A 13760-nucleotide genomic window follows, 5' to 3' on the forward strand; every position below is an offset into this window, starting at 1 on the left:
TTCGTCATGGTGTGTCGACCGCCGGTCCCCGCTGGTCCTCGGGCGGCAGCGTCGGGAGCAGCAGACACACCCGTAACCCCGGCGAGCCGTCGGCGTCGGTCAGGGTGATGGTGCCGCCGGCGCGGCGGACCAGGTCCCACACGATGGCGAGGCCCAGGCCGGCGCCGCCGCCGTCGCGGCCCCGGCCGTCGTCCAACCTGGTGAACCGGTCGAAGACCCGTCGCCGGTCGGCCGCCGGAATCCCCGGGCCGTCGTCGGTCACCGTCACCAGGTGGTACGCGGCCTCCCGGTGCGGCTCGGCCGTGAGGACCACGCTGCTCCGGGCGTGTCGGACCGCGTTGTCGACGAGGTTCGACAGCACCCGCCGCAGCTCGGCCGCGTTCCCGGCCGTCCACAGCGGGCCCGACGGCGGCACGAGGAGAACCGGCGGCGACGGATACCGCTCGGCGACCTCGGTCACCAGCGCGCCCAGGTCGACCGGGCCGACCCCGCGGGCCGGTGGCATCTCGTCCAGGCGGGCCAGCAGCAGCAGGTCGTCGACCAGCCGGCTCAACCGCTCGGTGTCGGCGAGCAGGTTGACTGTCACCGCCGTCCAGTCCGTCCGGTCGGCGAGCCGCTGGGCCACCTCCAACTCGGTGCGGATGTTGGTGAGCGGGCTGCGCAGCTCGTGTGCCGCGTCGGAGACGAACGTGCGCTGCCGGGTCCGGGCCGACTCCAACCGGTCCAGCATGCCGTTGAGGGTGATTGCCAGCCGATGGATCTCGTCGGCGGAGGCCGGCACCGGCAGGCGGTCGCCGCCCGCGCGGCCGGTGATCTCCTCGGCGCCCCGGCGCAGCGCCTCCACGGGACGCAACGTCGCGCCGACCACCCGCCACGCCACCGCGGCCAGGACCGCCACCAACAGCGGGAACGCCACCAACAGGATGGTCCGTACGACGTGCGTGCCGTGCCGGACGTCGGCCATCGACCGGGCGACCAGCACGGTGAGCGGATCGGCCTCCGTGCCTGCGGGCACGGCGACCACCCGGACCGGGCCGGCGAGCCCGACCCGCTCCGCCGGCGCCACCAGACTCTGCCGGCGACCGGCCTCCAACCGCTCGGGGCGGACCATCGGGACCAGCCGGTCCGCGTCGATCGAGGCGGCCCGGATCCGACCCTGCGCGTCGATCACCTGGACCCGGACCTGCCCGCCGGCCACCGGCAGCGGGTCGGGCAGCGCGTGCTCGGCGGCGAGCAGGGCTACCGCGTCGGCGGTACGGAACGCCTCGGTGTCCACGGTGCGCTGGAGCACGAAGCCGAGCGCGCCCAGCAGCACCGCCCCGCCGAGCGCCAGCCCGACGGTGAGACCGACCACGCCGAGCGCCGTGAGCCGCCCGCGCAGGCCCAACCCGCGCAGACCCCACCCGGGCAGCCGGCGGGCCCAGCGACCGCCCACCGGGTCGTCAGGTGTCACGTCGCCAGCCGGTAGCCGGCGCCCCGGACGGTCTCCAGTCGGTCCCGGCCGAGCTTGCGGCGCAGGTAGCCGACGTACACCTCGACCGCGTTGGGTGCCGTCTCCAGGCTTGCGTCCCACACGTGGTCCAGCAGCTCGATCTTGGAAATCACCTGGCCGGGCCGACGCATCAGGTAGTCAAGCAACGCGAACTCCCGCGCGGTCAACGCCACCTCGGCGTCGGCGCGGGTCACCCGTCGGCGGGCCGGGTCCAGTCGCAGGTCGCCGACCGTCAGCACAGCGGGACGTTCCGGCGCTCCCCGGCGCAGCAGGGCCCGCAGGCGGGCCAGCAGCACCACGTACGAGAAGGGCTTGGTCAGGTAGTCGTCGGCGCCGCAGTCCAGGCCGTCGGCCTGGTCGTACTCGCCGTCCTTGGCCGAGAGCATCAGGACGGGCAGCCAGTGCTGCTCGGCGCGCAGCCGGCGGACCAGCTCGTAGCCGGACAGGCCGGGAAGCATCACGTCGAGGATCATCGCGTCGTACTCGCCGTGCCGGGCAGCGTCCAGGCCGGCCGGGCCGGTCGCCGCCACGTCGACAGCGAACCCCTCCGCCTGCAGACCGCGTTGCAGGGCAGCCGCCAGCCGGGCCTCGTCCTCCACCACCAACAACCGCACGGCTCAAGGGTGCCACCCGGGTCAATGCCGGCGTCCTCAGCGCGTTCACAGGGCCGAGGGGGCAGGATGGCGGGCAGGAGGTGCCCACCATGTCGATCCTGAGAAGCCGTCCCGTCCTGCGCTGGCTGGTCCCGGCAGCCGCCGGCGTCGCCGTCATCGGCGGAGGCGCCGCGATCGGCACGTTCGCCGCCGAGGCGGAGCCGAGCCTGCCGCCGCGTACCGCAGCCCAGCTTCTGGTAGATCTTCAGACCTCCCGGCTGGAGGGGTTGTCCGGGACTGTCGTGCAGCGCGCCGACCTCGGTCTGCCGCCGCTTGTCGGGCTGGTCCCCGGCAACGACCTGACGACCCTGCTGACCGGCACGCACACCCTGCGGGTCTGGTATTCCGGGCCGGAGCGGCAGCGCGTCGCGCTGCTGGACACCCTCGGCGAGCAGGACGTGATCCGCAACGACCGGGACCTGTGGACCTGGGAGAGCCGGGGCAACACCGCCCGCCACCGCACGCTCGGCGACGCGGGCACGGCCGGAAAGCCGGGCCACGCGGCGACGCCGAGTCTCCCCGCCACCCCGCAGGAGGCCGCCGACCTGGCGTTGGGCGCGATCGACCCGAGCACCGAGGTCAGCGTCGGCCGCTCGGCCACCGTCGCCGGTCGGGACGCGTACGAGTTGGTGCTCCAGCCGCGCGACGGTGACTCGCTCGTGCACCAGCTGCGGATCGCCATCGACGCGACGCAGCACGTGCCGCTGCGCTTCGAGGTGCTCGCCAAGGGCAGCGACCAGCCGGCGTTCGAGATGGCCTTCACCCAGGTCGACTACCGGCGGCCCGACGCCGACCAGTTCGCCTTCAACCCGCCACCGGGCGTGGCCGTCACCGAGGAGACCGCCGAGCGGCCCTCGGCGGGCCGGCCCGCACAGGCCGCGCGGGGCGCAGACCCGCAGGTGCGTGCCGTGGGCGACGGCTGGACCACCGTCCTGGTCGCGCGCCTCGACGGGACCCCGGGCGAGGCGGTCGCCGGTAAGCCGGCCGGTGCCGCGCCGGACGCGGACCTGTCGAAGCTGCTCGGCGGGTTGCCGGCGGTCCGTGGGGACTGGGGCAGCGGCCGGCTGCTCACCGGCAAGCTGTTCAGCGTGCTGCTCACCGACGACGGTCGGGTGCTCGCCGGAGCGGTCACCCCCGAGCGGCTCTACCAGGTCGCTCGCGGCTGACGTCCCGAAGCTCTCGCGCCGGGTCGACCATCTGGTCGGCCCGGCGTTCGTCGTTGTGTGACGTGAATCGGCCCGGTCGGCTTGGTGACAGCCGGCGGACCGCGCTATCTTCAACAATTCGAGGGCACAAAAAAGAACGGCATTAAAAGCCGTTCCTGCAAGGCATTCTAATCTTTAGGGAGACGGCTTGTCAAGGCACTCCGGCGGTACCGGTGAATTGCCGCTCGACGACGAGATCGGCCGCGAGCAGGAGTACGTCTCGATGCTCTACGGCCGGCTGGACGGGCTGCGTGAGCAGGCCGCCCACCGGCTCACCGACGCGCTGCGCAACACCGGCGGCACCCTGCAGGACCGCTCCCAGCGCGACAGCTCGGTGGCCATGTACGCCGACCAGGTCGAGCAGTTCTCCGCAGTGGAGAATGGTCTCTGCTTCGGCCGGCTCGACGGCGACGACGACTCCCGCCGCTACATCGGCCGGATCGGGATCTTCGACACCAGTGGTGACTACGACCCGCTGCTGATGGACTGGCGGGCCCCCGCAGCGCGTCCGTTCTACCTCGCCACCGCCGCCAACCCGCAGGGCGTACGCCGGCGGCGGCACCTGCGCACCCGCCAGCGCAAGGTGACAGGGCTCAACGACGAGGTGCTCGACATCGGGAGCGCCTCGCCGGGCGGGCACGAGGAGCTGACCGGCGAGGCGTCGCTGCTCGCCGCCCTCAACGCCGGTCGGACCGGCCGGATGCGCGACATCGTGGAGACCATCCAGGCCGAGCAGGACCGGATCATCCGCGCCGAACTGCCAGGCGTCATGGTGGTCCAGGGCGGCCCCGGCACCGGCAAGACGGCTGTCGCGCTGCACCGGGCGGCGTACCTGCTCTACACACACCGGCGGGAGCTGTCCAGCCGCGGTGTGCTGCTGGTCGGTCCGAACGCGACATTCCTGCGCTACATCTCCCAGGTGCTGCCCACACTTGCCGAGACGGGCGTGCTGCTGCGTACCCAGGGTGATCTGTTCCCCGGGGTGAGCGCCCAGCGCGTCGAGCCGGCGGAGACGGCGGCGCTCAAGGGTCGTGCGGTGCTCGCGGAGGTGCTGGCGCTCGCCGTCCGGGACCGGCAGTGGGTGCCGGACGAGCCGCTGGAGATCGAGGTGGAGCGGGAGGTGCTGACCCTCGACCCGGAGACCGTCCGCGCCGCTCGGGACCGGGTGCGCCGCACCGACCGGCCACACAACCTGGCGCGGGCGCTCTTCGACGTGGAGATCGTGCACGCGCTCGCCGACCAGGTGGCGGAGCGGATCGGCGCCGACCCGCTGGGCGGGGACAACCTGCTCGACGAGGCCGACCGCGCCGAGATCCGCCGCGAGCTGCGCGAGGAGACGGAGATCCAGGCCGCCCTCGACAGGCTGTGGCCGGTGCTCACCCCGCAGCGCCTGCTCGCCGACCTGTACGCCGACCCGGACCGGATCGCCATCGCCGCGCCGATGCTCACCGACGACGAGCGGGCCCGGCTGCATCGCGAGCCGGGCGGGTGGACGCCCGCGGACGTGCCGCTGCTGGACGAGGCCGCCGAGCTGCTCGGCGAGGACGAGCGGGCCGCCGCCGCCCGCCGGGACCGCATCCGCATGATGGAACGGGAGTACGCCGAGGGCGTGCTGGAGATCGCCCGGGGTTCCCGCTCGATCGACGTCGAGGACGAGGCCGAGGGCGGCGAGATCCTCGGCGTGACCGACCTGATCGACGCCGACCGGCTGCTGGAACGGCAGGAGGAGGCCGACCGGCTGACCACCGCGCAGCGCGCCGCCGCCGACCGGACGTGGGCGTTCGGCCACGTGATTGTCGACGAGGCGCAGGAGCTGTCGCCGATGGCGTGGCGGCTGCTGATGCGGCGGTGCCCGAGCCGGTCGATGACGATCGTCGGGGACGTCGCGCAGACCGGCGCTCTCGCCGGGACGCCCTCCTGGGCCGATGCCCTCGCCCCCTACGTGGCGCAGCGCTGGCGGCTGACCGAGCTGACTGTCAGCTACCGCACGCCGGCCGAGATCATGGCCGTCGCCGCCGACGTCCTGGCCGAGATCGACCCGACGCTGCGGCCGCCCCGCTCGGTGCGCGAGAGCGGCGTACCGCCGTGGGACCGGGCGGTGCCCGGCGAGCAGCTCCCCGCGGAGCTGGTGTCGGCGGCGACGCGCGAGGCCGCCGGGCTGGCCGAGGGCCGGCTGGGCGTCATCGTGCCGGCCAGCCGGGTGGACGCGCTCGGCGCGGCGTTGACAGCCGCGCTGCCGGAGGCCACGGTGGGCGAGCACCCGGAGCTGGAGAGCCGCGTGGTCGTGCTGACTGTCGCACAGGCCAAGGGGCTCGAGTTCGACTCGGTGCTTGTCGTCGACCCGGACCGGATGGTGGCCGAGTCGCCGCGCGGGCGCAGCGACCTGTACGTCGCGCTCACCAGGGCCACCCAGCGCCTCGGCGTCCTGCGCCCCGCCCCCGTAGGTTGATCATGAGGTCGACGGGGGCCCGAATGATCGAAGCCCCCGTCCACCTCATGATCGAGGTGCCGGGAGGCGTGCGGCGCCCCGAGGACGGGGCGCCGCAGCGGGTCAGTCTCCGGCCTTGTCCCTGATGGACTTCGCCGGCCCGGTGGCGGACGTGGACTGGTCGCTGGTGCCGCCGCCCATCGGGGTGCTCAGACCGCCGGTGGTGGCGTCCCCGGTCGTCGTCGGGGCCACCTTGCCGGGGTGTCGCTCCGGTTGGCGGGCCACCCGACGCACGCTCGCCGGGCCGGCAGTGCCGCCGGTGGTGGTCACCGCGCCCTGACCTCCGACCGGGCCACCGTCGCGAAGCACCTGCGGGTCGACCCGCTCCTTCGCCGGATCGAACGGGTCGTCCCGCTGGATCTGGCTCTCGATGTCGGTACGGGGCAGTGTCACCTCGTCGAGGGCGCCCTCGCCGTACACGCCGCCGGCGATCCGATTCTCGGCCCGCCGGGCGGCCTCCTGCCGCATGTCGTCCTCACGCACGTTCATCACCTCGCAGAAGCTGTGGAACTGACTGCGTGCCCGGTCGCCCGTCGGCCAAACCCGCAGCGCACCGGGTGACCGGGAAACGGACATCCGGCGCACTGGGCCGTGCTGTCGCGGCCCGCCCGTGTGCCCGCGCTGAGAACAGGCAGCGCCGATTCTTTTCCGGCCGCAGGACGTGTTACCTGGTCGGTGGCCTCGGGTAGTCGGGGGGTGTCCCCGCCGTGAACGCGAACCGTGCCGTGGCCGAAACGCGGTAGCGGGGCGAGGGAACGCAGGTACGACTCATCGCATCCTGAGGAGGACCAGATGAGCACGCAGGCTGCTTCCACCCGGCCGATGAACCGGCCGATGTCGGACGTGCAGAACCCCGCTTCGATGCGGGAGACGCAGCAGATGCCGGCAATGCACGACGGGCACCGAGACCCGATGCCGTCGCCGGGTACGGAGACCAAGCAGGCGTTCCTGACGACGGAATTCTGGGTCTACGCCGCTGCCGTCGCGCTCGTGGTGATCGCCGCGTTCTGGAAGGGCACCACCGCGAACGGGCTGAACATCAACGACCCGAACCGGGCCTGGCTGTTCCTGACCATTCTGACCGGTGGTTACCTGGTCAGCCGTGGCCTGTCGAAGGCCGGCTCCGAACGCCGGTCGGGCAAGGAGCGGACCATGCGCGGGCGCTGACGCCCCGCACGTGAACAGTGGCCCCCGGGAGACTTCTCCCGGGGGCCACTGCCGTCGTGTGTGGACCCGCGGCTACTCGTCGCCGCCGAAATCGCCGAAATCGCCGCCGAAGTCCCCCTCGAAGGCGTCCTCGATCACCTCGCCGGCGATCATCCCGCCGGCGACGCCGAGCGCGGCGCCGGCCACCATGCCGCCCATACCGCCCATGCCGCCGTGCCCGCGGCCATGCCCGTGGCCGTGGCCGTACTGGGAGCGCAGGCTTCCGTAACGGGACGTCGTCTCGCGCAGCCACCCGTCGACGACCTGCGCCCAGTCGACGCGGTCGACATCGGCATGGGACACCTGGTAACGGCCGAACGCGTCGTGCCCGGCGCTGAGGAAGCCGCCCCGCTTGTCACACTCCAGGATCACCTCGGCACCGCGCTGATTGGTCACGAAGGTCAGCTCGACCTCGTTGATGGTGCCCGCGTACTGCGGGGACGCGAAGAACTCGATCTCCTGGTAGAACGGCAGCGTCTGCTGCACGCCCCGGATGTGACCGCGCTCCAGGTCGGCGTGCTTGAACCGGAAACCGAGGCGCTGGAACGCCTCCAGGATCCGCTCGTGCACCGGCAACGGGTGCACGGCCACGTGGTCCAGGTCGGTCTTGTCGACCGCGCGGGCCACCGACAGCTCCGTCCGCAGGCCCATCGTCATGCCGTGCAGGCGCTGGCCGTACACGTCGGTGATCGGGGTTTCCCACGGGACCGGGAGCTGGAACGGGATCGACAACTCCTGCTTGGGCGCGAGCTGGAACGCGCCGCTCACGGACATCCGGTGAAACTCCATTGTGCCCGCGTACTCCGTGTCGTGGCCCTCGACCTCGACCCGGGTGACCAGACCGATCACCACCTGCTCGATGGCCGCCGGGCTGTCACCGCCGACGAGGTTGACCTGCCCGTCGAGGGTCAGGCCGGGCCGGGTGTTGGGGTTGGTCAGCACGGTGTCCACACTGGGGCCACCCACACCGAACGCGCTCAACATCTTCTTGAAGACCATCGGAACTCCTGTGCGACAGCCGACCGCTCCTGTGTTGGAGTCGGACGTTGACTCGACGGGCACCCTATCCAGCACCCCTGTGAGGTGGCTGTGAAGCGTCTCGGCTCCGGTGCGGGCGATGCTCGATCAGAGGCCCAGATCGTCGATGGCCAGGTCGGCGGCCCGCTCCGGGTCGTTCCCGGCCCTCCGCATGACCAGTCCGTCGGCGAACCAGTGGCCGGCGATGTCCGCTCCGTCGGTGACGTCGAGATACAGGCCGAGGTCGCACCGCTCACCGAAGACGGTGGCCCGCAGATCGGGGCGGCGGCGGTGAATGGCTTCGAGGATCCGCCACACCGACTCGTCGCGCCGAGCGCGGCGCTCCGGGTCACACTCGAGCAGGGCCTCGGCGACACCGTCCGCTGCGGGGTCGAACCCGTCCAGCAGCGGCAGCAACGACTGGTCCCCCAGGTACGCGGCGGCCTGGAAGGTGAACGTGTGGACCTCGTCCTGCGCCAGCAACTCGCGTACCAGCGGAAGCGCCCGGGGATCCCGTCGCCGCGCCAAGCCCCGGACGCCCTCCGCGCGTACCTCGTCGTTGGTGTCCCGGGTGCGGTCCCACAGTGCCTGGCGGACGGCGTTCCCGTCCGCGGTGCTCACCCAGCCGAGGCCGAAGGTGGCCCAGTCCCGCACCGTCGGGTCGGCGTCCGTGCACAGGTTCAGCAACACCGCCTCGCCGGCCTCGGCCGGCGGGTCGTCGAGCAGCGCCGGCACCGCGACCGCGACCTGGAACCGCACGTCGCTGTCGGGGCTGCCCGCGAGGGCGACAAGGGTGGGCAGGCCACGGGCATCACAGGTAGCGCCCAGGGCGCGCGCGATCGAGAAGTGCACCTCGGGATCGGCCTCGGTGTCGGCAAGCGCGATCAGGGCCGTCGCGGCGTCGCTGCGCAGGTCGTCCCCGTGCACGGCACTCGTGAGGCCGAGCAGGTCGCACGCCGCAGCGCGCACCACCCGGTCCGCGTCGGCCAGGTGCCCGACCGCCAACCGCACGGCCAGCGCACCCGTGCTGGCCGCCTGCTCAAGCAGGTCGGAGCCGTCGTCGGAGTCGTCCGCGCCGCCCGAGTCGACGACGCGACGCAGTCGCCGCACCGCCTGGTCGAACAGCTCCGCCACCTCGTGCGCCTCCACGACACGAATGGTGCCCACCGGCCGGTGGAAGCCGCCACCCATTATTGATCAACTCCACATCGCCGATATCGGGGTATCAGCCCGACCGGGACACCCCCACATCAGCGACCTGGGGTCGATCACGGGTCGACGATCAGCAGCTCGCCGACCTGTTCGTCGATCGCGGTACGCGCGTCCGCGGGCAGCCCCCGGTCGGTGATCAGTACGTCGGCCGCCTCCAGCGGGGCGATGGTGGCGATGCCGATCGTCTCCCACTTGGTGTGGTCGGCGAGCACCACCAGGCGACGGGCCGCACCGATCAGGCAACGGTTGACGCCGGCCTCCAGCAGGTTCGGCGTGGTGAAGCCGGTACGCGGGCTGATCCCGTGCACACCCAGGAAGAGCAGGTCGACGTTGAGCGCGCTGATCGCGGCCTCGGCGACCGGACCGGTGAGCGCGTCCGACGGCGTACGGATCCCGCCCGTCAACACGACAGTCTGGTCGGCGCGCGGGTTCTGGTAGAGCGCGTCGGCCACCGGGATCGAGTTGGTCACCACGGTCAGCCCGCGTACGTCGGAGAGCAGGGTGGCAAGCGCGGCGGTGGTCGTCCCGGCGGACAGCGCGATTGCCATCCCCGGCTCCACAATCGTCGCCGCGCGCTCGGCGATGGCCCGCTTCTCCGCCTGCTGACGGATCGACTTCGCGGCGAACCCGGGCTCCTCGGCCGAGCCCGGCCCGGCGAGTGTCGCGCCGCCGTGGACCTTGTCGACGAGGCCGCGCTCGGCCAGCACCTCCAGGTCACGCCGGATCGTCATGTCGGACACGCCGAACCGGCTGACCAGGTGGCTCACCCGCACGCCGCCACGCTGGCGGATCAGATCGAGGATGGCGGTCTGGCGCTGCTGGGCAAGCATCGGGGAAACCTCCTTCGTACCGTGACTGACGTCAGAATCAGGTCCGATCCTCACGGATGACCGCCACCTCGCCGGCCGGCACTGTCAGCTCACCGGCACACCGCGCCCCGGTCAACAGCTCGTCGCCGTGCGCCGGGAGCCGTACCTCCGCGTCGGTGTGGTTGATCGCGAACAGCCAGCTCCGCTCGCCGTCGCGCCGTCGTACCACCTCCACCCCGGTCGGCGCCTGCGCCGCCGGGCGGACGCCGGCCTCGTCGAGCAGCCGGGCGACGAGTCGGTCGGTGGCCGGCTCGTCGAGCCGGGTGCCGACGTACCACGCGGCGCCCGCGCCGACCGGCCGCCGGGTCAGCGCCGGCACCCCCGGCAAGGGCCCATCGGTGTACGACGCCAGCACCTCGGCGTCGTCGGCGTGCAGCCACTCGGTCCACACGTCGGCGGTGCTGCCGTCGTCGAGCTGGACCCGCTCGCCCTCGCGCAGTGGGAAGAACTCCTCGGTCCGTACGCCCAGCAGGTCCCGGAACGCGCCGGGGTAGCCGCCCAGCCGGATGTGGTCGTTGGGGTCCACGGTGCCGCTGAAGTAGGTGACGGCCGCTGTGCCACCGGCCTCGACGAACCTGCGCAGCGCGTCGGCGTCGGCGTCGCGGACCAGGTAGAGGGTGGGCGCCAGAACCAGTCGGTAGCCGCTGAGGTCGGCCGACGGGTGGACGATGTCGGCGGTCACGCCGGCCCGCCACAGCGCGCCGTACAGGGCGTCCATCCGGTCGGCGTAGGTGATGTCGACGCTTGGGTGCGAGTCCAGCTCGACCGCCCACCACGCCTCCCAGTCGAACAGGATCGCCACGTCGGCGTCCACCCGGCTGCCGCGGATCTCGGCCAGCGCCTTCAGGTCCGCGCCGAGCTGGCAGACCTCGCGGAACACCTTGGTGTCCGCACCGGCGTGCGGCACCAGCGCGGAGTGGAACTTCTCCGCGCCGGCCCGCGACGCCCGCCACTGGAAGAACAGCACCCCGTCGGCGCCGCGGGCGACGTGCGCGAGGCTGTTGCGGCGAAGCTGGCCGGGCAGCTTGGCCACGTTGCGCGGCTGCCACTGGACCGCGCTTGTGGAGTGCTCCATGAGCAGCCACGGGTCACCGCCGGCGACGCCACGGGTGTGGTCGGCGGCGAGCGACAGACCGAGGTACGCCCGCGGGTCGGCAGCGGTCAGGTAGTGGTCGTTGGACACGAGGTCCACATCGGGTGCCCAGGACTGGTAGTCCATGTGCTTGACGCCCATGCCGATCATGAAGTTGGTGGTGATCGGCTGGCGGACAAGCGTCTTGAGCACCTCCCGTTCGGCGCGCAGTTGGGCGCGCAGCTCGTCGGAGGAGAAGCGCAGGAAGTCGAGCTGCTGGGTGGGGTTGGCGAAGGCCGTCACCGTACGCGGCGGGTTGATCTCGGCCCAGTCGCCGTAGCGCTGGCTCCAGAAGGCCGTGCCCCAGGCGTCGTTGAGCGAATCCAGGTCGCCGTAGCGCTCCCGCAGCCAACCCCGGAACGCCTCGGCGCTGACGTCGCAGTAGCAGTGCGCGTTGTGGCAGCCCAGCTCGTTCGAGACGTGCCACATGACCACTGCGGGATGCTCGGCGTACCGACCCGCGACCGCGCGCACCAGTTCCAGGGAGCGCTCGCGGAACACCGGGGAGCTGGGGCAGTACGCCTGTCGGCCGCCCGGCCAGAGGATCACGCCGTCGGCCCGGCGGGGCAGCGTCTCCGGGTGCGCGCGGGCCAGCCAGGGCGGCGGGCTGGCGGTGGCGGTGGCCAGGTCGACCTGGATGCCGCCGTCGTGCAGCAGATCCAGGACCCGGTCCAGCCAGCCGAACTCGAACCGACCCGGGGTGGGCTCCAGCAGAGCCCAGGAGAAGATGCCGACGGAGACCAGGTTGACCCCGGCCCGACGCATCAGCTCGACGTCCTCGGACCAGGTCTCCTCGGGCCACTGCTCGGGGTTGTAGTCGCCACCGAAATAGATGCCGTTGCCCTGCCATTGCCGCATGACAGCTGAGGGTGCACCGGCCGTCGTACGGAAGTCAACAGGTTCCAACATCGAACTTCTTTACAACGTTTACCACGTAACGGCCGTATCACGAGTGGGTTATCGGAGGCGAACAGCCCTCTTGACAGCGGCCTACGGAGGGGTAGCTTGAGGCCCCAATGGCCGATCGTGTTCGCCAATGTGGATTCTCGGTGGATCACGATGCGTATCCACAAGGCCCTGACACGCTCTTCACCACCCCTGACGGCCCTTGGGCGTAAGCACCTCTTCATCCGCAGGAGGCACACATGTCCCGTCCCCGATCCCAAGCCGAGTACCTGGCTCGGCTCGTACCGCCCTCCGTCGCCGGCATCAACCGACGGTCGCTGCTGGCCGGTGCGGCCGGCACGGGCGCGCTGCTCGGCACCGGCCTGCTCGCCGGCTGCGGCGACGACTCCGGTTCCGGCGGGTCCAGCAAGGACGTGTCGCTCGGATCCAACCAGTCCGACCCGAAGCCCAAGGACGTCCTCGCGAAGGTCGCCGACGGGTTCAAGACCTCGTCCGGCGTCCAGGTCGCGGTGAACACGGTCGACCACAACACGTTCCAGGAGAACATCAACAACTACCTACAGGGCAAGCCGGACGACGTCTTCACCTGGTTCGCCGGCTACCGGATGCGTTTCTTCGCGCAGAAGGGCCTGGCCAGCGACATCAGCGACGTGTGGGGCAAGATCTCCGGCTACTCCGACGCCTTCAAGAAGGCGTCCACAGGCGACGACGGCAAGCAGTACTTCGTGCCGGCGTCGTACTACCCGTGGGCCGTCTTCTACCGCAAGTCGGTCTGGCAGCAGCACGGCTACCAGGTGCCCACCACGCTGGACCAGTTCACCGCGCTCGGCGCGCAGATGAAGAAGGACGGCCTGACTCCGATCGCCTTCGCCGACAAGGACGGCTGGCCGGCGATGGGCACCTTCGACATCCTCAACCTGCGGATCAACGGCTACCAGTTCCACGTCGACCTGATGGCCGGCAAGGAGGCCTGGACCTCCGACAAGGTCAAGAAGGTCTTCGACACCTGGGCCGGCCTGCTCCCCCTGCACCAGCCGGACAGCCTCGGCCGCACCTGGCAGGAGGCCGCGCAGTCGTTGCAGCAGAAGAAGAGCGGCATGTACCTGCTCGGTCTCTTCGTCGGTCAGCAGTTCAGCAACGACGAGCAGAACGACCTCGACTTCTTCACGTTCCCGGAGATCGACCCGTCCATCGGGGCGAAGGCCCTCGACGCGCCGATCGACGGCTACATGATGGCCCGCAAGCCGAAGAACGAGGACAACGCCCGCAAGCTGATGGAGTACTTCGGCGGCAAGGCCGCCGGGGACATCACTGTCAAGAGCGACCCGACCACCCTGGTCGCCAACACCGGCGCGGACGTCAGCGGCTACACAGCCCTGCAGAAGAAGGCCGCCGAGCTGGTCGGGTCGGCCACCGAGATCGCGCAGTTCCTCGACCGCGACACCCGGCCGGACTTCGCCTCCACGGTGATGATCCCGGCGATCCAGCAGTTCATCAAGAACCCCAAGGACATCGACGGCCTCACCTCGTCCATCGAGAACCAGAAGAAGTCGATCTTCACTGACTGACGGCGGAAGGGG

The 13760-nt window shown here is 71.5% G+C and carries 11 protein-coding genes; 4 read left to right on the top strand and 7 right to left on the bottom strand.

From position 1 onward, the window contains the following. Nucleotides 1–4 precede the first annotated feature (4 nt). Both OOJ91_RS31520 and OOJ91_RS31525 read right to left on the bottom strand, forming a co-directional pair. Complete coding sequence (locus tag OOJ91_RS31520; RefSeq protein WP_266251514.1) at nucleotides 5–1396, bottom strand: ATP-binding protein; 1392 nt, start codon at nucleotides 1394–1396, stop codon at nucleotides 5–7. Between the two features lie 53 nt (nucleotides 1397–1449). Beyond that, the gene (locus OOJ91_RS31525; RefSeq protein ID WP_266250810.1) at nucleotides 1450–2106 is read right to left on the bottom strand and encodes a response regulator transcription factor; all 657 of its coding nucleotides are present in this window, start codon (nucleotides 2104–2106) and stop codon (nucleotides 1450–1452) included. 89 nt (nucleotides 2107–2195) lie between these two features. Between OOJ91_RS31525 and OOJ91_RS31530 the strand changes: the two genes are divergently transcribed. Together OOJ91_RS31530 and OOJ91_RS31535 are read left to right on the top strand one after the other, a co-directional pair. Next, nucleotides 2196–3311, top strand: a complete 1116-nt coding sequence (locus OOJ91_RS31530; RefSeq protein WP_266250812.1) for a LolA family protein — start codon at nucleotides 2196–2198, stop codon at nucleotides 3309–3311. Nucleotides 3312–3498: 187 nt separating this feature from the next. Beyond that, nucleotides 3499–5799, top strand: a complete 2301-nt coding sequence (locus tag OOJ91_RS31535; protein WP_266250813.1) for a HelD family protein — start codon at nucleotides 3499–3501, stop codon at nucleotides 5797–5799. A 102-nt stretch (nucleotides 5800–5901) separates the two neighbouring features. On the opposite strand, the gene OOJ91_RS31540 is transcribed toward OOJ91_RS31535, so the two are convergent. Continuing rightward, nucleotides 5902–6321, bottom strand: a complete 420-nt coding sequence (locus OOJ91_RS31540; RefSeq protein ID WP_051065919.1) for a hypothetical protein — start codon at nucleotides 6319–6321, stop codon at nucleotides 5902–5904. 396 nt (nucleotides 6322–6717) lie between these two features. Between OOJ91_RS31540 and OOJ91_RS31545 the strand changes: the two genes are divergently transcribed. Further along, nucleotides 6718–7005, top strand: coding sequence for a hypothetical protein (locus OOJ91_RS31545; protein ID WP_439117159.1), 288 nt, complete (start codon nucleotides 6718–6720; stop codon nucleotides 7003–7005). A gap of 72 nt (nucleotides 7006–7077) precedes the next feature. Here the strand turns inward: OOJ91_RS31545 and OOJ91_RS31550 are convergent, their stop codons facing one another. From OOJ91_RS31550 to OOJ91_RS31565, 4 genes are all read right to left on the bottom strand, one after another. After that, the gene (locus tag OOJ91_RS31550; protein WP_266250818.1) at nucleotides 7078–8043 is read right to left on the bottom strand and encodes a sporulation protein; all 966 of its coding nucleotides are present in this window, start codon (nucleotides 8041–8043) and stop codon (nucleotides 7078–7080) included. Nucleotides 8044–8169: 126 nt separating this feature from the next. Next, a complete protein-coding gene (locus OOJ91_RS31555) occupies nucleotides 8170–9210 on the bottom strand; it encodes a HEAT repeat domain-containing protein (protein ID WP_266250820.1) in 1041 nt (346 codons plus the stop codon). Between the two features lie 119 nt (nucleotides 9211–9329). Next, nucleotides 9330–10103 (bottom strand): DeoR/GlpR family DNA-binding transcription regulator, encoded by a 774-nt coding sequence (locus tag OOJ91_RS31560; RefSeq protein WP_266250822.1) that lies wholly within the window; start codon nucleotides 10101–10103, stop codon nucleotides 9330–9332. Nucleotides 10104–10140: 37 nt separating this feature from the next. After that, nucleotides 10141–12132: a beta-galactosidase gene (locus OOJ91_RS31565; protein WP_266250824.1), complete on the bottom strand. Its 1992-nt coding sequence runs from the start codon at nucleotides 12130–12132 to the stop codon at nucleotides 10141–10143. Between the two features lie 287 nt (nucleotides 12133–12419). On the opposite strand from OOJ91_RS31565, the gene OOJ91_RS31570 reads away from it, so the two are divergent. Further along, nucleotides 12420–13748, top strand: a complete 1329-nt coding sequence (locus tag OOJ91_RS31570) for an ABC transporter substrate-binding protein (protein WP_266250826.1) — start codon at nucleotides 12420–12422, stop codon at nucleotides 13746–13748. Nucleotides 13749–13760: the final 12 nt, after the last annotated feature.

This window comes from Micromonospora lupini, from assembly GCF_026342015.1.
Classification (GTDB): domain Bacteria; phylum Actinomycetota; class Actinomycetes; order Mycobacteriales; family Micromonosporaceae; genus Micromonospora; species Micromonospora lupini_B.